Origin of the sequence: Phenylobacterium sp. (assembly GCF_965229015.1) — a bacterium.
Taxonomy (GTDB): Bacteria; Pseudomonadota; Alphaproteobacteria; order Caulobacterales; family Caulobacteraceae; genus Phenylobacterium.
Genome location: NZ_CBDDIM010000002.1, coordinates 1,084,771 through 1,101,463, shown reverse-complemented (window position 1 = coordinate 1,101,463; position 16,693 = coordinate 1,084,771). Strand labels below are relative to the sequence as shown.

Here is a 16,693-nt window from a genome sequence, read left to right as displayed (position 1 = left end):
GTCCTCAGCCCACCTTGACCTTGGTGTCCGACAGGAAGGCGTAGTCCGGCACCGCCAGGTTCTTCGGCGCGGGACCTTTCCGGATTCGACCGGAGGTGTCGTAGTGCGAGCCGTGGCACGGGCAGAACCAGCCGCCGTAGTCACCGCCCCCGAAGGTCGGCACGCAACCCAGGTGCGTGCAGGTGCCCACCAGGATCAGCCACTGGGCCTTGCCCGGCTTGTGGCGTTCCTCGTCGGTCTGCGGATCGCGCAGGTCGGCGTGGTCATCCTTGATGGCCGCGGCGATTTCCGCCCCGGTCCGATTGCGGATGAACAGCGGCTTGCCGCGCCACTTGATGGTGACCTGCTGGCCGGCTTCGACCTTTGTCAGGTCGAATTCCACCGAGGCGAGGGCGAGGGTGTCGCCGGCCGGGTTCATCTGGTCGATGAACGGCCAGGCCAACGCCCCAACCGCGCCCACGGCCATGACGGCCGCGGCGATGTGAATGAAATCACGCCGGTTCGGGTCTTCGCCCGAGGCATGAGGATCGGGATTTGCGCCCACGACGGTGTCGGCCACCTTAAAGCTACCCTTCGTTTGCGGCCGCGGCTTTGCGCCGAGACCCGTCTTCGACCCTGCCAGACGTTCTGGTAAGGGCCTCTCGGAATCCTATGCTGGAGCAGGTCGAATTGCCGGAAGGAACAGCGATCGCGCATTGCGGTCGCCCCCTCCCGTGATTCGCGCCTAGCCCCGGCCAATCCCGTAGGCTGGATCGCTTAGAATGCTGCTGGCGCTTTTTCAACCGGACATTCCGCAAAACCTTGGGGCGGCCCTCCGTCTTGGCGCCTGTCTGGGGGTCGGAGTCCACGTCATAGAGCCCTGTGGCTTCCCGCTTTCCGACCGCGCGATCCGCCGCGCGGCCCTGGATTACGGCGAGCCGGGCGAAGTGACGCGGCACGCCGGATGGGCCGAATTTGCGCAAAATAAGCCCGGAAGGATCGTTCTGTTCACAACCAAGGGCGCTTGCCCCCTCGGCGACTTCGTCTTCCGGCCCGACGATGTGCTGCTGTTCGGGCGCGAAAGCGCCGGCGTTCCCGACGCCGTTCACGAGAGCGCCGACGCGCGGGTTTATATTCCGCTCATGCCGGGCATGCGGTCGCTGAATGTCACGGTCTCGGCGGCGATCGGTCTTTCGGAGGCGTTGCGCCAGACCGGTCAATTTCCTAAGCCAGCCGCATGACGAGCCTGCCGCCCGAGATCCAAGACCGCCGCGCCCGCGCCCAGGAATGGTTCGAAGACCTGCAATTGCGGATCTTCGCCGAGCTGGAGCAGCTGGAGGAGGAGGCCCCGCCCGAACTCTATCCCGAGGAGCCCGGCCGATTCGACGCGCGCCCCTGGACCCGGGAGACCGGCGTGGGCGGCGGGATCGGCGGCCACTTCAAGGGCCGGCTGTTCGAGAAGGCCGGGGTCCACACCTCGGCGGCGACGAGCCGCTTCTCGCCGGAGATGGCCGCCCAGATGCCCGGCGCCGACAAGGACCCCTCCTATGTCTCGGCCAGCATCAGCCTGATCATCCATCCGCGCTCGCCGCGGGTGCCCACCGTCCACATGAACACCCGCTTCCTCTCGACCGCCGAGAGCTGGTTCGGCGGCGGGGCCGACCTGACCCCCATGGTGGACGAGCAGCGCAGCCAGGAGGCCGACGACGCGGTCCTCTTCCACACCGCCATGAAGGAGGCCTGCGACGCCTTCGATCCGGAGTGGCACGGCAAGTACAAGGCCTGGTGCGACGAATATTTCTACCTGCCGCACCGCAAGGAGACCCGCGGGGTCGGCGGCATCTTCTACGACCGGCACAATTCCGGCGACTTCGAGAAGGACTTCGCCTTCACCCGCGCCGTGGGCGAGGCCTTCCTGGAGGTCTATCCCAAGATTGTGCGCCACCGGATGAGCGAGCCCTGGACCGAGCAGGACCGGATGGAGCAGCTGGTCCGTCGTGGCCGCTACGTGGAGTTCAACCTGCTCTACGACCGAGGCACGATGTTCGGTCTCAAGGCCGGCGGCAATATCGACACCATCCTGTCCTCCATGCCGCCCCTGGCAGCCTGGCTCTGACCCGGAGACGCCCGTGCCCAGCCTCGCCGAACGCCTGGGGTACGGAGCCGATGAGCGACTGCTGATCGTCAACTGCGACGACCTGGGTTCCAGCGAGGCCGCCAACCGCGCCACCGCCGAGGCCTTCGCCTTCGGGATCGCCACCAGCGCCACCCTGATGGTCCCCTGCCCCTGGGCCCTGGACGGCCTGGAGCGCTGCGCCGGCGCGGACCTCGGGGTGCACCTGACGCTCACGGCGGAACATCCCGGTTATCGCTGGCGCTCGCTGACCGGGGCGGCCTCCCTGCACGACGACCAGGGCTACATGCCCGCCACCGCCGAAGCGGTCTGGGCCCAGGCGCGCCTGGAGGACGTGGCCGCCGAGTGCCGGGCCCAGATCGACCAGGCCCTGGCTTGGGGCGTCGACGTTACCCACCTGGACGCCCACATGGGCACGATGCAGATCGACCCGCGCTACTTCGCCCTCTTCGTGGAGCTGGCGGCGGCGTACGATCTGCCGATGCGGATGTTCGGGACCGGGGCCGAACGTCAGCTGGGTTTCCCGGGCCGGGCCCAGGCGAGCGCGGCGGGACGGGTCTATCCCGACCACTTCGTCAGCCTGTGGGGCCTGCCGGCCCGCGAGGTGTTCGCCGACAGCCTGGCGCGCCTGCGGCCGGGCGTGACCGAAATCTACCTGCATCCGGTGGAGGACGGTCCCGAACTGCGGTCCTACGACAGGACCCACGCCGAGATCCGCATCAAGGACCGCGCCTGCCTGCTGGACCCGACCCTGAAGGCGGAGGTGGAGGCCGCCGGCGCCCGGCTGATCAGCTTCCGCCCCCTGCGCGACCTGCAGCGCCAGGCCGCCTGATGGCCCAGATCCGCCCCTTCACCCCGGCGGACCTCGACGGCCTCTACGAGGTCTGCCTGAGGACCGGGGACAGCGGCCAGGACGCCACCGGCCTCTACCGCGACGGACACCTGCTGGGCGCCATCTACGCCGCCCCCTACGGCCGGCTGGCCCCGGATCTCGCCTTCGTGGTGGAGGATGACGGGGCGGTGGCGGGCTATATCGTCGGAACCGCCGACACCCGGGGCTTCGAGGCCCTGCTGGAGGCCCGCTGGTGGCCGATGCTGCGGGCCGCGCACCGCGATCCACAAGGGGTTCCGTGGGCTGAACGAACGCCGGACCAGCACCTGGAGCGCCTGTTCCACAAGCCGGCCATCGCGCCCGACAGCCTGGTGGCCCCCTACCCGGCCCACCTGCACATCAACCTGCTGCCCCATCTGCAGGGCCAGGGCCTGGGCCGGAGCCTGATCGACACCTGGCTGGGGGCCGCGAAGGCCGCCGGCGCGCCCGGCGTCCACCTTGGCGTCAGCGAGGCCAACACCCGCGCCCAACGCTTCTACGACATCTACGGCTTCCGCCGCTTCGAGGCGCAGCCGACGCCGGGGACGATCTGGATGGTGCGGGAGCTAGCCTAGACGGCCGGCTTCATCGCCCCGGCCGCGGCCTTCACGTCGCGGCTCGGCACCTTCACGCCGCCTGGAGAGGGGCACTTGGCGCCGGTGTCGATCCAGGCCTGGATCAGCTCGCCGAGCTGCGCCTGGGTCCCGGGGGCGGCGGTGCGGCCGAGGCCCGGGTTCCAGCCCCAGGCCACCAGCTCGTCATGGGCCATGTGCTCCTGGATCTGGGTCAGGGTCCGGCCGCCGTTGCGGGCCGGATCCTTGAGCTGGGCGCAGATCTCCCCCAGCGACTTGCCCTGCCAGGCCATCTCGGCGGGGGCCAGCCCCCACTTGGGATTGCCCGGGATGGTGACGATGTGGGTCCCGCCCACCCAGACGTTCTTGGCGGTGTGGCAGGAGGCGCACTGCAGCCCTTCCCCATGCCCGTCCGGGCCGCGGGAGACCACCGGCATGTGCGGGTGGCGGTCGTCGCCCTGCACGGGACGGTCCACCGGGTGGCAGTTGGAACAGCGCGGGTGGGTGATCACCTTGCCGGCCTCCTGGAAGAGGGCGACGGAGCGGGCGTTCTTGTCGGCGATGCGGTTGAAGGCGGCGGCAGGCTTGAGGGAGGTCCGCTGCGCCATCTCCGCCAGGACCGCGGCCGCGGTCTGGCTGGGGGCGGTCTGGGCCTGGGCGCCAAAGGTGGCGGCGGCGAGACCGGCCGCGCCGACGAGGGCGAGAACGAGGGCGCTGGCGTGGCGCATGGGGGGCTTCCTGGGCCGGCGCGGGGGAGACGCGCCGCAGTCCAGAACGTCAGGGCCGGCTAAGCGTTGCCTGCGCCAGGAAGCGGGCGATCCAGCCGCCCACCCGGGACCGGTCGTCGGGCTGCTCGAAGGAGAGGATCGCCCGGTCGGCCTCCTCGTCGGTGTAGCGGGTCCCCCGCCGCGCCTCGATCAGGGCCCGGGCGTAGGCGGGCTCGAACTCCGGATGCAGCTGCAGGGAGATGGCCGGATGGTCGTCATAGGCCAGCATGCCCAGCGGCGTGAAGGCGCTGCCGGCCAGGACGGTGGCCGCGGGCGGCGCCTCCACCACCTGGTCCTGGTGGGAGGCGGGGATGGTCAGACGAGGGGCGTCCATCCAGGCCTGAGGCGCCTGGACCTCGTAGCGATGCAGGCCGACGCCCCAGCCCTTGGGGGACTTGATCACCTTGCCGCCGAAGGCCTGGGCCATGATCTGGTGACCGAAGCAGATCCCCACCATCGGCGTCCCCCTGGCCGCCCGCAGGAAGTCCGACAGGGGCGCGATCCAGGGCAGCGGGTCATAGACCCCGGCCGAGGAGCCGGTGACGATATAGGCCTCGCAGGCCTCGGCGCTGGCGGGCAGCTCGCCGGCCTGGACGTCGAAGGTCGTGTAGTCGTGCGTCCGCGGCCCCAGCAGGGCGCGGAACATGGCGGGATAGTCGCCGAACTGGTCGACGCCGGGGGGCGGGGCGCCGGTCTCCAGGATACCCAGCCTCAATAGGCCATGCCCTGGGCCACTGCCTTCAGCTTCTCGATGGCGGAGAACTTGTCGTCGAGGAAGTCGTGGTCGACCCACCAGTCCTCCACCTCGCGCAGCACCTGGCCCACCATCGGGCCCTTGGGCACGCCGGAATGGATCACGTCGTCCCCGGTGAGCGGGAAGGTCGGCGGCGACCAGCTCTCGGCCAGCGCCAGCAGGCCCCGCCACTGGTGGGTGGCCGCGGTGCGGCCGGACTTGGCCCAGGCCAGCTTCACCCGGTCGGTGAAGGCCCGCAGGCCGATGGCGTAGACCGCCCGCCGGGTCTCCCGGGGGCTCATCCAGCTGGTGATGCGCGGGGTCTTGCCCATGGCCGCCACCAGACGGTCGCGGACCTCGTTGGACAGGCGCAGGCGCTCGGCGATCTGGGCGGCGCCCACCTGGTCCTCGGGGATCAGGGTGGCCAGGCGCAGGATGGGATCGTTCTCGAACAGCTGGTCGGTCTCGATCTCCACCAGCATGTTGAAGGCGGCCAGGTCCGTGGCGCAGGGCAGGACGGCGCCCAGCACCCCGGCCTTGGCCATCAGGGCGAGCGCCGGGCGCGGCTCCTCGGCGGCCAGCAGCTTGGTGAGCTCCTTGGCGGTGCGCTCGGCCGGGCGCCCCGACAGGGTCTCCTTCAGGGCTTTGCAGGCGGCGAGCGCCTTCTCGTCGGCCTCGCCCTTGCCGTACCAGGCCAGGAACCGGAAGAAGCGCAGGATGCGCAGATAGTCCTCGCGGATGCGGGTCATGGCGTCGCCCACGAAGACGATCCGCCCGGCCTTGCCGTCCTCGACCCCGCGGCCGGTGGGATCAAACAGCGTCCCGTCGCGGTCGGCATAGACCGCGTTCAGGGTGAAGTCCCGGCGCTGGGCGTCCTCGCTCCAGTCCTGGGTGAAGGCCACCACGGCGCGGCGGCCGTCGGTGGAGACGTCCCGGCGCAGGGTGGTGATCTCGAAGGGCTGGCCGTCGGCCACCGCGGTGATGGTGCCGTGCTCGACCCCGGTGGGCACCGCCCTGATCCCGGCGTCGTTCAGGGCCTCGGTGACCTGGTCCGGCGTCAAGGTGGTGGCGATGTCGATGTCCTCGACCGGCCGGTTCAGCAGAGCGTTGCGCACGCAGCCCCCGACATAGCGGGCGCAGCCGGAGAAGCCGCGCGCCTCCAGCGCATCCATCACCGCGACGGCGCCGGGGGTCTTCATCCAGGGCCTTTGGCCGATACTTTCGGTCATGGCGTCTTGGGCGCTCTCTTTTCAAAATGGCCGGGCGTCACGCGCCCGTCCTGCAACAATTCGGCGGGCACATAGACCTCGCCGCGATTATCGCCATGGAACACCGCCGTGGCCATCAGAGAAAGCCCCAACAGCATCGCCCCGGCGGCGAACAGCCAGGCCCAGGGGGTGGAGCCCATCTCCCGGCCCGAGCGCCGCGCGACCTCCCGCCAGAGGAACCAGAGACCGAAGGGCAGGGCCACCAGCAGGGCCCGCGTGGCGAAGACCTCAAGCAACGGCCGCGCCGTAGAGCCGCTCGTACAGCGCCCGCAGGACGCCGGCCGTGGCTCCCCAGATGAAGCGGTCGTCGTGGGTCATGGCGTAGAACCTACGCTTTTCCCCCGTCGGCGCCTCGCGCTCATGTTCCTCGTGATTGGCCGGGTCCATGAGGAAACCGAAGGGGGTCTCGAAGATGTCGGCCACCTCGTCGGGATTGGGCTCGAGCGTGAATCCGTGGCGTACGAAGCCCACCACCGGGGTGATCAGGTAGCCGGTGCCGGTGACATACGGTGAGGACAGTCCCGCCAGGGTCACGAAGTCGGGGCGCAGCCCCACCTCCTCATGCGCCTCCCGCAGGGCCGTGCCCCAGGGCGTCTCGCCGGGATCGCGGCGTCCCCCCGGCAGGGCGATCTGGCCGGTATGGCGGCGAAGGGTGTCGGAGCGCCGGGTCAGCAGCACCGAATAGGAGCTCTCCCGCTCGATCAGGGCCACCAGCACCGAGGCCGGGGTCAGATCGGCCTGGGGCGTCCCGTAGGGGCCAGACAGGTCGAAGTCCGAGGCGGCGCCCCCGGCCACGGGCTCGCGCTCCTCCAGGGGGTCGAGGTGACGGACGATCCAGTCGCGTGTCTCGGCGGTCGCGCGGTGCGGACTCACAGACGATGGGCCCCCGCCGGTCCGACCGGGAACCAGGCGCCGTTGGAGGCGACCCCCAGGCGGGGCCCCTCCGGCGTCTGCCGCTCCTCGGACAACTCCACCAGCTCGTAGAAGACCGGGCGGGCGATCAGGGCCTCCAGGCCGCGGCGGACGTGCAGGTAGGGGCGCGGCTCGCCGGTGGCGGGGTCCATCTCCACGCGGATCTCGTTCTCCGGCCCGGCCTCGACCTCGTCGCCGACATTGGTGAGGAATTTCAGGGCGTCGCCCACCCTGTCCACGCGCACGGCGATGAAGGGGGCGTCCTCGACGGTGATCCTCATCTTCTCCACCGGGGTCACCAGGTGGAAGCCGTCGGGATCCTTGCGCAGGACGGTGGAGAACAGCCGCACCAGGGCCTCGCGGCCGATGGGCGTGCCCTCGTGGAACCACAGCCCGTCCTTCCTGATGACGATGTCGATATCGCCGCAGTGGGTGGGGTTCCACAGGTGCACGGGCGGCAGGCCGCGGCCCGGCGCCTGTTTGGCGGCGGCGATCACGCCTTCGAGGCTGGGCTTGCTGGGCGCGTCGGTCATGCGGTGAAGGTAGGGTGCGCCACGCCCCGCCTCAAGCGGGACGCTAGGGAAGCGGCGCGCCGACCGGCCCCGCCAGCCCCTCGCCCCCCCCCTCACGCAGGGCGCGAACCAGTACGCGGCGCTGATCCACCGGTCCGGGCAGGCGCACATCCCTGGCCGGGGCGGCCGAAAAGCCGAAGCGGCTGAAATAGGGTTCGTCCCCCACCAGCAGCACCGCCGAGAAGCCCGCGGCCTGGGCCGCCGCGCAGGCCCGCTGCACCAGCAGGCCGCCGGTGCCGTACTTGCGCACCTCGGCCTGGACCGCCAACGGCCCGAGGAAGACGGCCTCATCGGCGCCGATGCGCACGCGGGTCATGCGCACGCACCCCACCAGCCGGCCGCCGTCCCAGGCGCAGAAGGACAGGTCGGGGCGGAACTCGGCCACCTCGCGGACGCGCTCGGAGACCTTGGTGTAGCGTCCGGGCCCGAAGGCATGGTCCAGCAGGGCGTCCACGGCGGGACCGTCCTGGGGCTGTTCGAGCTTGAGGGTCGGCGCCTTGGCGGCGGGAAGGGTCATGGGCGTCTGGTCTTGTGCGATGAGCGGCGATCTCGCCGCCACGCACGAATGCGCCGGCCGGCGGGCGGTTCTATTCGGCGCGGCGGGCGCGCCCGGTTCGTCGCAGTCGTCGCATGACCTCGGCCCGGAAAAGGGTTCAACGCGACGCGGCGCATAGGGCCATGCGTCGCCGGCGTCAATCGCGCGTTGCGGGGTGGGGCGCGGCGCCGCAAGGTCGCCCGCCCATGACAACGACTCCCTCCGACGGCGCGGCCGAACCCACAACCATCCGCGAGCTGATCAAGCGCCGCGACTTCATGCTGTTCTGGACCGCCCGCGTGGCCGCCACCCTGGGGGTGCAGATCCAGAGCGTGGCCCTGGGCTGGCAGATGTACGCCGTGGCCCGCGAGACCATGGATGTGAAGCAGTCGGCCTTCTATGTGGGCCTGATCGGCCTCGCCGCCTTCGTGCCGGTGCTGTTCCTCTCGCCCTTCGCCGGGGAGACCGCCGACCGTCACGACCGGCGCAAGGTGCTGCTGATCTGCTACGTCGGCGAGATCGGCACGGCCCTCACCCTTGCGCTCGCCTCCATCTACGATTTCGCCAGCATTCCCCTGCTGCTGCTGCTGTCGGGTCTGTTCGGGGCCAGCCGCGCCTTCATGGGCCCCTCCTCCACGGCGCTGGGCCCCATGCTGGTGCCCCGCAGCCTGCTGCCGCGGGCCATCGCCTGGAATTCGCTCGCCTGGCAGGGGGGCTCGATTCTGGGGCCGGCGATGGGCGGGCTGCTGCTGACCCACTCCACGGGCCTCTCCTATTCGGTGACCACCGTCCTCTACGTCCTGGCCTTCCTCTGCGTCTTCCTGATCCGCGGGGTCACCCAGCCCATCGTCCAGGCCGGCTCCCGCTGGGCCCTGATCAAGGAGGGGCTGGTCTATACCTGGACCAACAAGATCGTCTTCGGGGCCATCTCGCTCGACCTGTTCGCCGTCCTGCTGGGGGGCGCCACGGCCCTGCTGCCGGTGTTCGCCCGGGACGTGCTGCACGTCGGCCCCAGCGGCTTCGGGATTCTGCGGGCGGGACCGGCCATCGGCGCCACCCTGGTGGCCGTCGTCCTGGCCAGCCGGCCGATCCGCCAGAAGGCGGGGATCACCATGTTCGCCGGGGTGGCGGTGTTCGGGGCGGCCACCATCGTCTTTGGCCTGTCGAAATCCCTGCCCCTGTCGGTGGCGGCGCTCGCCGTGCTGGGCGGCGCGGACATGCTCAGCGTCTATGTCCGCCAGACCCTGGTGCAGATCGTCACCCCCGACCACATGCGCGGCCGGGTGGCGGCGGTCTCCTCCCTGTTCATCGGGGCGTCCAACGAATTGGGGGAGTTCGAGAGCGGCGTCGTGGCCCGGTTCTTCGGCCCCGTGGGGGGTGCGATCTTCGGCGGGGTCGGGGCTTTGATCGTCACCGGGCTCTGGGCGAAACTGTTTCCAGACTTGCGCAAGGCTGACCGGCTCGAATAACAGTTCCCGAATTAATATTTCAGGGAGATTGGTTCATGGGTGCTCTTTCAGGCAAAGTTGTTCTTGTTACGGGCGGCGGCAACGGTATCGGCCGCGATTGCGCTCTGATCGCCGCGCAGGAAGGCGCGAAGGTTGTCGTCAACGATTTGGGCGGTGGCCTGAAGGGCGAAGACGAAGGCTCGGCCGGTCCGGCTGAATCCGTCGCCCAGGAAATCCGCGCCGCGGGCGGCGAAGCGGTTTCCAACTCCGACAGCGTCACCGACCTCGACGCCGTCTACGGCATGGTCGAACAGGCCAAGAAGGAATTCGGCGGTCTGCACGCCGTGATCAACCCGGCCGGGATCCTGCGGGACGTGATGTTCCACAAGATGACCGAGGCTGAATGGGACTCCGTCATCGCCGTCCACATGCGCGGCTCCTTCAACGTGGCCCGCGCCACCATCGAGCTGTTCCGCGAGCAGAACGACGGCGCCTACATGTTCTTCACCTCGACCTCGGGCCTGCTGGGCAACATCGGCCAGGCCAATTACGGCGCGGCCAAGATGGGCATCGCCGGCCTGTCGCGCATCATCGCCATGGAAGGCGCCCGCAACAACGTGCGCTCCAACTGCGTGGCCCCGGTCGCCTGGACCCGCATGACCCAGTCGGTGCCGGTGAAGGATGAAGCCGCCGCCGCCCGCCGCGCCGTGATGGCCGAGAAGATCCGCGCCGACCAGCCGGCCCGCTTCTCGGTGGCCATGATCACCCCGGCCGCCGCCAGCGTCTCGGGCCAGATCTTCGGCTCCTCGGGCGAGACCATCACCCTCTATTCGCAGCCGCGGCCCATCGAGACCGTGACCAAGGAAGAGGGCTGGACCGTCGACAGCATCATCAAGGAAGCCATTCCCGCGATGGCGCCGAAGTTCTACCCGGTCACCCGCCCGCCGCTGGCGAGCCAAGGCGCGGCCCCGGCCACGGCGCCCGCCTCCTAGGCGCGGACGTTTCGACACGACGATCAGGACCCCGGCCGCAAGGCCGGGGTCTTTTTCATGTCCCGTGCAGGGCCCGCCACTGGTCCCGCGTCATCTCCCAGTAGAGCGACCTGCGGATGGTCCCGTCGGGACGCACGCTGTCACGCTCCCCCATGCGCACGAAACCGGCCGCCTCGATCACCCGGGCCGAGCGGACATTGTCCAGGGCCGCGGTCAGGCCCACCAGCCGAACCCCCAGGGCCTCGAACATCCAGCCGAAGGACCGCGCCGCGCCGGAACTGCCCTGACCCCGGCTCTGCAGATCGGCGCGGCGGCCGCCGACGATCTCCGCCGAGGACCGGTCGGGCCACACCGAGAAGCGGGAATAGCCGGCCACTTCGCCGGCCGGGTCCAGGGAGACGAACAGGATCGCCTCCCCCTTCTGGCGCAGGGCCTGCGCCTCGGCGACCCAGGCGCCCACAGTCTCGGCGTTGATGGGCCTGGGCAGGTCGTAGATGGGTCCGGAGACCGCCGGATCGCTGAGCAGGGTCACCAGGCCCGGCACATGTTCGGGGCCGGCCAGGACGCTGTCGGGGGAGCCCGGCTGGGCGGTCCGCACGGCCTGTCGGATCGCGGTCTCCTCCTCGGGCGTGGCCACCAGGACCGTCTTCGGTGGGGCGCTCATGGACCTCTCCCTGGCTGGGCTCTTGCTGGCCCGGAACTTGCGTAACCTTAACCGCCAGAGCGGAGGTTCGCATGTCCATTTCAGCCATTGGCCCCTCATCACCCCTCGCCGCCCTCCTGCCCGGCGGGGCCGCGGGGCCCACCGACAAGCCCGCCAGCGCCGCCGAGATCGCCGCGGCGAAGGCCGCCGCCGCCAAGGCCAAGGACAAGGCCACCCTCGACGCGATCCGCGACAAGGGGATCTACCAGTGGGCCAAGGAGCAGCAGCTCGAGAAGCTGAAGGAGAAGATCCGCGCCCAGGTCCTGGCCGCCCGGGGAACCAGCGAGGGCGACCTGGCCAGGCTCGACCCCAAGCAGCGGGCCGCCACCGAGAGCTCCATCGAGGAGGAGATCGCCCGGCGCATCAAGGAGGCCATGCTCGACGTGATCGAGCACCAGGCAAAATCGAACCAGGGCGGCAAGGACGCCCCGGCGATCATCGACATCAAGGTCTAGGCGTCCCGCGCCAATCTGCTCAGGGCTCCGTCGGTCAGGCGGCGCACGGTCCACTCGGTCTGCGCGCCGGCCCCCAGGCTGTCATAGAAGGCGATGGCCGGGGCGTTCCAGTTGAGCACCGCCCATTCCAGCCGCGCCAGGCCCTCGCGCTCGCACCGCTGGGCCAGGGCCCGCAGCAGGGCTTTGCCGGCGCCCAGGCCGCGGGCTTCAGGAACCACGAACAGGTCCTCCAGATAGATCCCGTGCCGGCCGCGGAAGGTGGAGTAGTTGAAGAACCAGATGGCGAATCCCACCGGCGCGCCGTCGCTCTCGGCGATCTCGCAGAACAGCCGCGGATTGTCCCCGAACAGGTGGCCGGCGATGTCGGCCTGGCTGGCCTCCACCTCGTGCAGCAGCTTCTCGTAGTCGGCCAGGGCGCGGATGAAGCCGTGGATCAGGGCGGCGTCGGCGGCGACGGCGGGGCGGACAGTGACAGTCACGGCGGCTATGATCTCCTCTGGCTTGGCGAGGAGCGCATGGCGGTCTCACCGGAATTTGTCGACTACATCCTGGAGCAACTCCAGCCGCTCGGCGGGATCACCCATCGGCGGATGTTCGGCGGGGTGGGCCTGTCGCGGCAGGACCTGTTCTTCGCCCTGATCGCCGAGGACACCCTGTACCTCAAGGTCGACGACGCCAATCGGGCCGACTTCGAGGCGGCGGGCTGCGAACCCTTCAAGCCCTTCGGCGGCGACAAGGCGATGAGCTACTGGAGCGCGCCGCTGGAGGCCCTGGAGGACCCCGACGCCCTGGCCGCCTGGGCGGGCAAGGGTATCGAGGCCGCCGCCCGCGCCAAGACGAAGCCAAAACGGCGGACAAAGCCGTGAACGAAGTTCCTCCCCCGCTCCGCAGGGGAGGAAGAGGTCAGCCGATGACCACGCCAGGCGGCGGGACGGAGTCCGCCGGCACGAAGAAGTCGGGCATCAGCTTGGTGGTGGGATCGACCCGGTACTTGTCGAAGTCGCGCACCCCTTCGGCGTAGAGGAAGCTGTCGTCGATCAGGAAGTTGCCGCTGAACTCGCGGGCCGGCTTCTCGAAGATGGCGTGGGCGGCGTCGGCCATGATGTCGACGGTGCGGCAGGACTTCATGCCCTCCTCCCCGGCCAGGGCGAACTGGATGGCCGCCGTGGCGATCCCGGTCCGGGGCCAGAGCGCGTTGAAGGCGATGCCGTCGGCCTTGAACTCCGCGGCCATGCCCAGGACGCACATGCTCATGCCGAACTTGGCCATGGTGTAGGCCACGTGGCCCTCGAACCAGCGCGGGCTCATGTCCAGGGGCGGCGACAGCATCAGGACGTGGGGGTTGGATGAGTTCTTCAGGTGCGGGATGCAGGCCTTGGAGGTCAGGAAGGTCCCCCGCGCATTGACCTGGTTCATCAGGTCGTAGCGCTTCATGTCGGTCTGCAGGGTGCCGGTGAGCTGGATGGCCGAGGCGTTGTTGACGCAGATGTCGATCCCGCCGAAGGCCGCCACGGTCTTCTCCACCGCCTCGTAGACGCTGGCCTCGTCGCGCACGTCGACGATCAGGGGCAGGGCCTTGCCGCCGGCCGCCTCGATCTCCTTGGCGGCGGAATAGATGGTGCCGGGCAGGTGCTTGTGCGGCTCGGCGGTCTTGGCGGCGATGGCGATATTGGCGCCATCGCGGGCGGCGCGGAGCGCAATGGCCAGGCCGATGCCGCGGCTGGCGCCGGTGACGAAGAGGGTCTTGCCTTGCAGGCTCATAGCTTCACTCCGGTGGTTTCTTCCGACAGGACCCAGAGGCGTTCGGCGCCCTCGGGGTCGAGGGCGTGGGCCATGACCCCCGCATTGGGCTCCTCGCCCCAGGGCAGGGCTTGGCTGAGATTTTCCAGATAGAGGCCGCCGACGCCCTCGAGTTCATCGCCGATGGCGGCCCAGACGCTGGTGGAGGCGCCCTGGGCTGGGGTCTTGAACCCCTGGGCGATGACGCCCGCCTCGTTCATCCAGCCCATGGCGATCATCTCCTCGCGGGGCAGGTGCCGCTGCAGGGGGGTCATGATCCCGCCCGGCATGACGGCGTTGGCGGTGATCCCCAGGTCGGCGAAGCGCCTGTGGAAGCCGACCGCGAACAAGGAATTGGCGGTCTTGGACTGGCCGTAGGACTCCCACTTGTCATAGGGGCGGGTCCGGTAGTGGACGTCGTCCCAGTTGATGCCGCTCCGGCGGTGGCCGATGGACGACAGTGAGACCAGGCGCGCCGTGCGCCCTTCCTCGGCCCCGTTCATCAGGGCCCGCGCCAGGCCGACCCCCAGCAGGAAGTGTCCGAAGTGGTTGGTGCCGATCTGCATCTCCAGATCGTCGACGGTGTAGGTCTGCGGGCAGGCCATGACCCCCGCGTTGTTGATCAGCATGTTCAGGGGCGCGTCGCCCCAGGCGCTGACGAAGGCGGCCACGGAGGCCAGGCTGGAGAGATCGAGCATCCCCACCTTGGCCCGCTCGGCGCCGATGTCGGCGTTGATCTGGGCGGCGGCCTTCTCCCCGGCCTCGCGGTTGCGGACGGCGAGGGTGACCTCGGCGCCGGCGGCGGCCAGCGCCCTGGCGGTCTCGATCCCGATGCCCGTGGCGCCGCCGGTGACGATGGCGGTGCGGCCGGTCAGGTCATGGTCCTCGGCGATCTCGGCGGCGTCGGTGAAGGGCGAAAGGCCCGCGGTGATCCGGGCCATCTCAGCCCACCTTCGCGAAGTCAGGGGCCCGCTTCTCGGCGAAGGCGGCGAAGGCCTCCTTGGCTTCCGGCGACTTGAGCTGGGCGGCGAAGTGGCGGCCCTCCTCGTCCATGCGGTTGGCGATGGCTTCGGCGTCGCGCATCAGGGCCTTGGTGATGGTGACGGCGGCCGGCGGGCGGGCGGCCACGGCGTCGGCGGCGGCCCGGGCGCGGGCGCGAAGCTGGTCGGTGGGGACGGCGGCGTTGGCGATGCCCCAGTCCACGGCCTTCTTCGCATCCACGGCCTCGCCCAGCACGAACATCGAGAAGGCCCGGGCATGGCCGATGCGGGCCGGCAGGGTCAGGCTGGAGGCCGCCTCCGGCACCAGGGCCAGGTTGACGAACGGGGTGGTGAGCAGGGCGTCCTCGGAGACGAAGACCAGGTCGCAGTGCAGCAGCATGGTGACGCCCACCCCCACCGCGCGGCCGTTCACGGCGGCCACCAGCGGGGTCTTGGCGCGCGCCAGGGCGGCCAGCAGGGGATTGCCGTCGCGGCGGGCCTCATTGGCGCTGGAGTCGCCGGCGTTGACGGCGGCGAAATCGGCCAGATCGTTGCCGGCGGTGAACATGTCTCCATTGGCCTGGATCAGGACGCAGCGGACCTCGCGATCGAATTCCGCCTGGTCGATGGCGTCGCCGAGGGCCTGGTACATGGCCCGGGTCAGGGCGTTCTTCTTCTCCGGCCGGTTCAGGGTCAGGGTCAGGACCCCGCCCGACTTCTCGCTCAAGACATGTTCGCTCATCGTCCCACTCCCTGATTTCTTACGTCGTATATTATACCGCCCCGCAGGGGGCGCCAGCGGCGCGCCGCGATTTCTTTCGAGGATCAGGCGACCCGGTACCAGTCCACGCCCTGGGGATCGGTCTCCTTGATCGCCTGACCCCGGGTGATCAGGCAGTTGAGGTGGGCCAGGCTCTCGCCGGTGGCCATGCCCAGGACCCACTCGTCGATCTTCCGCCGGAACAGGACATGGAAGACGTCCACCGACCGCTTCGGCTGGGCGATGAGCGCCGCAAGCCGCGCCAGTCCCCGCTCATGGCCGCCGATCAGGTGGTCGATGCGGGCGTGCAGGCCGTGGAACGGGTCGTTGTGCGCCGGCAGGACGAGGACGTCGTCGGGCACCTGGGTCTTGATCCGCGCCAGCGAGGTCAGCCAGTCGGTCAGGGGATCGCCGCCGGGCTCGGTGGGGAAGACCGAGACGTTGGAGGAGATCTTGGGCAGCACCTGGTCGCCGCTGATCAGCAGCTTCAGCTCCGGGCAGTAGAGGCAGGCGTGCTCCGGCGAATGGCCCGAGCCCACGACGACCTTCCAGCGATGGGCGCCGATCTGGATCTCGTCGCCGTCCGACAGCCGCTGGAAGCTGGCCGGCAGGGCGTGCAGCCCCTTGCCGAAGCCCCCGAAGCGGGCGCGGTAAGTCTCGATCTGCTCCTCTGTCCAGCCGGCCCCACGATAGAATCGCAGGGCGTCCTCCGGCGCCTCGCGGCCGGTGTCGGCCGCTAGGTTGTGGCACATCAGGAACTCCAGCCGGGTGATCCACAGGCGGACGTCGAACTTCCGCGTCAGCCAGCCGGCCATGCCGATATGGTCGGGATGCATGTGGGTGACGAAGACCCGGGTCACCGGCAGGCCGCCCAGGGACTTGGCGAAGGCCTCGCGCCAGGCCTCCATGGTCTCGGGCCCGCCCATGCCGGTGTCGACGATGGCCCAGCCGGCGCCCTCGCGGATCGCCCAGACATTGATGAAGGCCAGGGATCCGCCCAGCGGCATCCGCAGCCACTTCACCCCGGGCGCAACGTCCAGGGCCTCGCCGGTCTTGGGTCCCCGCTCGAAGGGATAGACCAGCTTGGGGCGCGGGTGGTCGACCACCGCCTCTTCGAATCCGTCCCGCATCGCCCCAAAACTCCAACCCGCGTTCGGCCATTGTCGCGCCACAGGTGATCTCTATCAAACCGCAATACGGTCTTGTGCGGCTCAGTTCAGACGCCGTTCACGC

At 69.9% G+C, this 16,693-nt stretch carries 22 protein-coding genes; 8 read left to right on the top strand and 14 right to left on the bottom strand.

The genetic code is table 11. From position 1 onward, the window contains the following. Nucleotides 1–4: 4 nt before the first annotated feature. Entirely contained in the window at nucleotides 5–559 is a 555-nt protein-coding gene (petA, locus tag ACO06I_RS21605) for a ubiquinol-cytochrome c reductase iron-sulfur subunit (protein ID WP_421934681.1), read from the bottom strand. A gap of 202 nt (nucleotides 560–761) precedes the next feature. On the opposite strand from petA, the gene ACO06I_RS21600 reads away from it, so the two are divergent. The 4 genes from ACO06I_RS21600 to ACO06I_RS21585 are packed head-to-tail and all read left to right on the top strand — an operon-like array spanning nucleotide 762 to nucleotide 3,559. Next, nucleotides 762–1,220 carry a tRNA (cytidine(34)-2'-O)-methyltransferase gene (locus ACO06I_RS21600; protein WP_421934680.1) on the top strand — a complete coding sequence of 153 codons (459 nt, stop codon included), beginning with the start codon at nucleotides 762–764 and terminating at the stop codon, nucleotides 1,218–1,220. After that, complete coding sequence (gene hemF / locus ACO06I_RS21595) at nucleotides 1,217–2,095, top strand: oxygen-dependent coproporphyrinogen oxidase (RefSeq protein ID WP_421934679.1); 879 nt, start codon at nucleotides 1,217–1,219, stop codon at nucleotides 2,093–2,095. Before ACO06I_RS21600 ends, hemF begins: the two co-directional genes overlap by 4 nt. A gap of 13 nt (nucleotides 2,096–2,108) precedes the next feature. Then, nucleotides 2,109–2,945, top strand: coding sequence for a polysaccharide deacetylase family protein (locus ACO06I_RS21590; protein WP_421934678.1), 837 nt, complete (start codon nucleotides 2,109–2,111; stop codon nucleotides 2,943–2,945). Further along, nucleotides 2,945–3,559, top strand: a complete 615-nt coding sequence (locus ACO06I_RS21585) for a GNAT family N-acetyltransferase (RefSeq protein WP_421934677.1) — start codon at nucleotides 2,945–2,947, stop codon at nucleotides 3,557–3,559. Before ACO06I_RS21590 ends, ACO06I_RS21585 begins: the two co-directional genes overlap by 1 nt. Here ACO06I_RS21585 and ACO06I_RS21580 read toward each other — a convergent pair. Genes ACO06I_RS21580 through ACO06I_RS21550 form a run of 7 tightly spaced genes read right to left on the bottom strand, consistent with a single transcriptional unit; the run spans nucleotide 3,556 to nucleotide 8,325 of the window. Beyond that, nucleotides 3,556–4,284: an Isoquinoline 1-oxidoreductase subunit gene (locus ACO06I_RS21580; protein ID WP_421934676.1), complete on the bottom strand. Its 729-nt coding sequence runs from the start codon at nucleotides 4,282–4,284 to the stop codon at nucleotides 3,556–3,558. The two genes, ACO06I_RS21585 and ACO06I_RS21580, sit on opposite strands and share 4 nt — an antisense overlap. Nucleotides 4,285–4,333: 49 nt before the next feature. Beyond that, nucleotides 4,334–5,038, bottom strand: a complete 705-nt coding sequence (locus ACO06I_RS21575; RefSeq protein ID WP_421934675.1) for a glutamine amidotransferase-related protein — start codon at nucleotides 5,036–5,038, stop codon at nucleotides 4,334–4,336. Then, complete coding sequence (locus ACO06I_RS21570; protein ID WP_421934674.1) at nucleotides 5,035–6,285, bottom strand: CCA tRNA nucleotidyltransferase; 1,251 nt, start codon at nucleotides 6,283–6,285, stop codon at nucleotides 5,035–5,037. Before ACO06I_RS21570 ends, ACO06I_RS21575 begins: the two co-directional genes overlap by 4 nt. Next, nucleotides 6,282–6,560, bottom strand: coding sequence for a hypothetical protein (locus ACO06I_RS21565; protein WP_421934673.1), 279 nt, complete (start codon nucleotides 6,558–6,560; stop codon nucleotides 6,282–6,284). The genes ACO06I_RS21570 and ACO06I_RS21565 overlap by 4 nt, the downstream gene beginning before the upstream one ends. Next, the gene (locus ACO06I_RS21560) at nucleotides 6,553–7,197 is read right to left on the bottom strand and encodes an NUDIX hydrolase (RefSeq protein ID WP_421934672.1); all 645 of its coding nucleotides are present in this window, start codon (nucleotides 7,195–7,197) and stop codon (nucleotides 6,553–6,555) included. The genes ACO06I_RS21565 and ACO06I_RS21560 overlap by 8 nt, the downstream gene beginning before the upstream one ends. Then, entirely contained in the window at nucleotides 7,194–7,769 is a 576-nt protein-coding gene (locus tag ACO06I_RS21555; protein WP_421934671.1) for a DUF1285 domain-containing protein, read from the bottom strand. The genes ACO06I_RS21560 and ACO06I_RS21555 overlap by 4 nt, the downstream gene beginning before the upstream one ends. 43 nt (nucleotides 7,770–7,812) lie before the next feature. Continuing rightward, nucleotides 7,813–8,325, bottom strand: coding sequence for a GNAT family N-acetyltransferase (locus ACO06I_RS21550; protein ID WP_421934670.1), 513 nt, complete (start codon nucleotides 8,323–8,325; stop codon nucleotides 7,813–7,815). Nucleotides 8,326–8,549: 224 nt separating this feature from the next. Here ACO06I_RS21550 and ACO06I_RS21545 point away from each other — a divergent pair, with 224 nt between their 5' ends. Together ACO06I_RS21545 and ACO06I_RS21540 are read left to right on the top strand one after the other, a co-directional pair. Continuing rightward, a complete protein-coding gene (locus tag ACO06I_RS21545; RefSeq protein ID WP_421934669.1) occupies nucleotides 8,550–9,812 on the top strand; it encodes an MFS transporter in 1,263 nt (420 codons plus the stop codon). A 35-nt stretch (nucleotides 9,813–9,847) separates the two neighbouring features. Further along, on the top strand, nucleotides 9,848–10,783 hold the full coding sequence (locus tag ACO06I_RS21540; RefSeq protein WP_421934668.1) for an SDR family NAD(P)-dependent oxidoreductase: 936 nt from the start codon (nucleotides 9,848–9,850) through the stop codon (nucleotides 10,781–10,783). 55 nt (nucleotides 10,784–10,838) lie between these two features. Here the strand turns inward: ACO06I_RS21540 and ACO06I_RS21535 are convergent, their stop codons facing one another. After that, entirely contained in the window at nucleotides 10,839–11,447 is a 609-nt protein-coding gene (locus ACO06I_RS21535; protein WP_421934667.1) for a GNAT family N-acetyltransferase, read from the bottom strand. 71 nt (nucleotides 11,448–11,518) lie between these two features. Between ACO06I_RS21535 and ACO06I_RS21530 the strand changes: the two genes are divergently transcribed. After that, a complete protein-coding gene (locus ACO06I_RS21530; RefSeq protein WP_421934666.1) occupies nucleotides 11,519–11,941 on the top strand; it encodes a hypothetical protein in 423 nt (140 codons plus the stop codon). Here ACO06I_RS21530 and ACO06I_RS21525 read toward each other — a convergent pair. Next, nucleotides 11,938–12,420: a GNAT family N-acetyltransferase gene (locus ACO06I_RS21525; RefSeq protein ID WP_421934665.1), complete on the bottom strand. Its 483-nt coding sequence runs from the start codon at nucleotides 12,418–12,420 to the stop codon at nucleotides 11,938–11,940. The genes ACO06I_RS21530 and ACO06I_RS21525 overlap by 4 nt on opposite strands. 36 nt (nucleotides 12,421–12,456) lie before the next feature. Between ACO06I_RS21525 and ACO06I_RS21520 the strand changes: the two genes are divergently transcribed. Continuing rightward, nucleotides 12,457–12,807, top strand: coding sequence for a TfoX/Sxy family protein (locus tag ACO06I_RS21520; RefSeq protein WP_421934664.1), 351 nt, complete (start codon nucleotides 12,457–12,459; stop codon nucleotides 12,805–12,807). 37 nt (nucleotides 12,808–12,844) lie between these two features. Here ACO06I_RS21520 and ACO06I_RS21515 read toward each other — a convergent pair whose 3' ends face one another. The 4 genes from ACO06I_RS21515 to ACO06I_RS21500 form a co-directional block, all read right to left on the bottom strand. Next, on the bottom strand, nucleotides 12,845–13,702 hold the full coding sequence (locus ACO06I_RS21515; RefSeq protein WP_421934663.1) for an SDR family oxidoreductase: 858 nt from the start codon (nucleotides 13,700–13,702) through the stop codon (nucleotides 12,845–12,847). Then, nucleotides 13,699–14,661, bottom strand: a complete 963-nt coding sequence (locus ACO06I_RS21510) for an oxidoreductase (RefSeq protein WP_421934662.1) — start codon at nucleotides 14,659–14,661, stop codon at nucleotides 13,699–13,701. The genes ACO06I_RS21515 and ACO06I_RS21510 overlap by 4 nt, the downstream gene beginning before the upstream one ends. Before the next feature lies 1 nt (nucleotide 14,662). Next, nucleotides 14,663–15,442: an enoyl-CoA hydratase-related protein gene (locus ACO06I_RS21505; protein ID WP_421934661.1), complete on the bottom strand. Its 780-nt coding sequence runs from the start codon at nucleotides 15,440–15,442 to the stop codon at nucleotides 14,663–14,665. Between the two features lie 83 nt (nucleotides 15,443–15,525). Continuing rightward, entirely contained in the window at nucleotides 15,526–16,590 is a 1,065-nt protein-coding gene (locus ACO06I_RS21500; protein WP_421934660.1) for an MBL fold metallo-hydrolase, read from the bottom strand. Nucleotides 16,591–16,693: the final 103 nt, after the last annotated feature.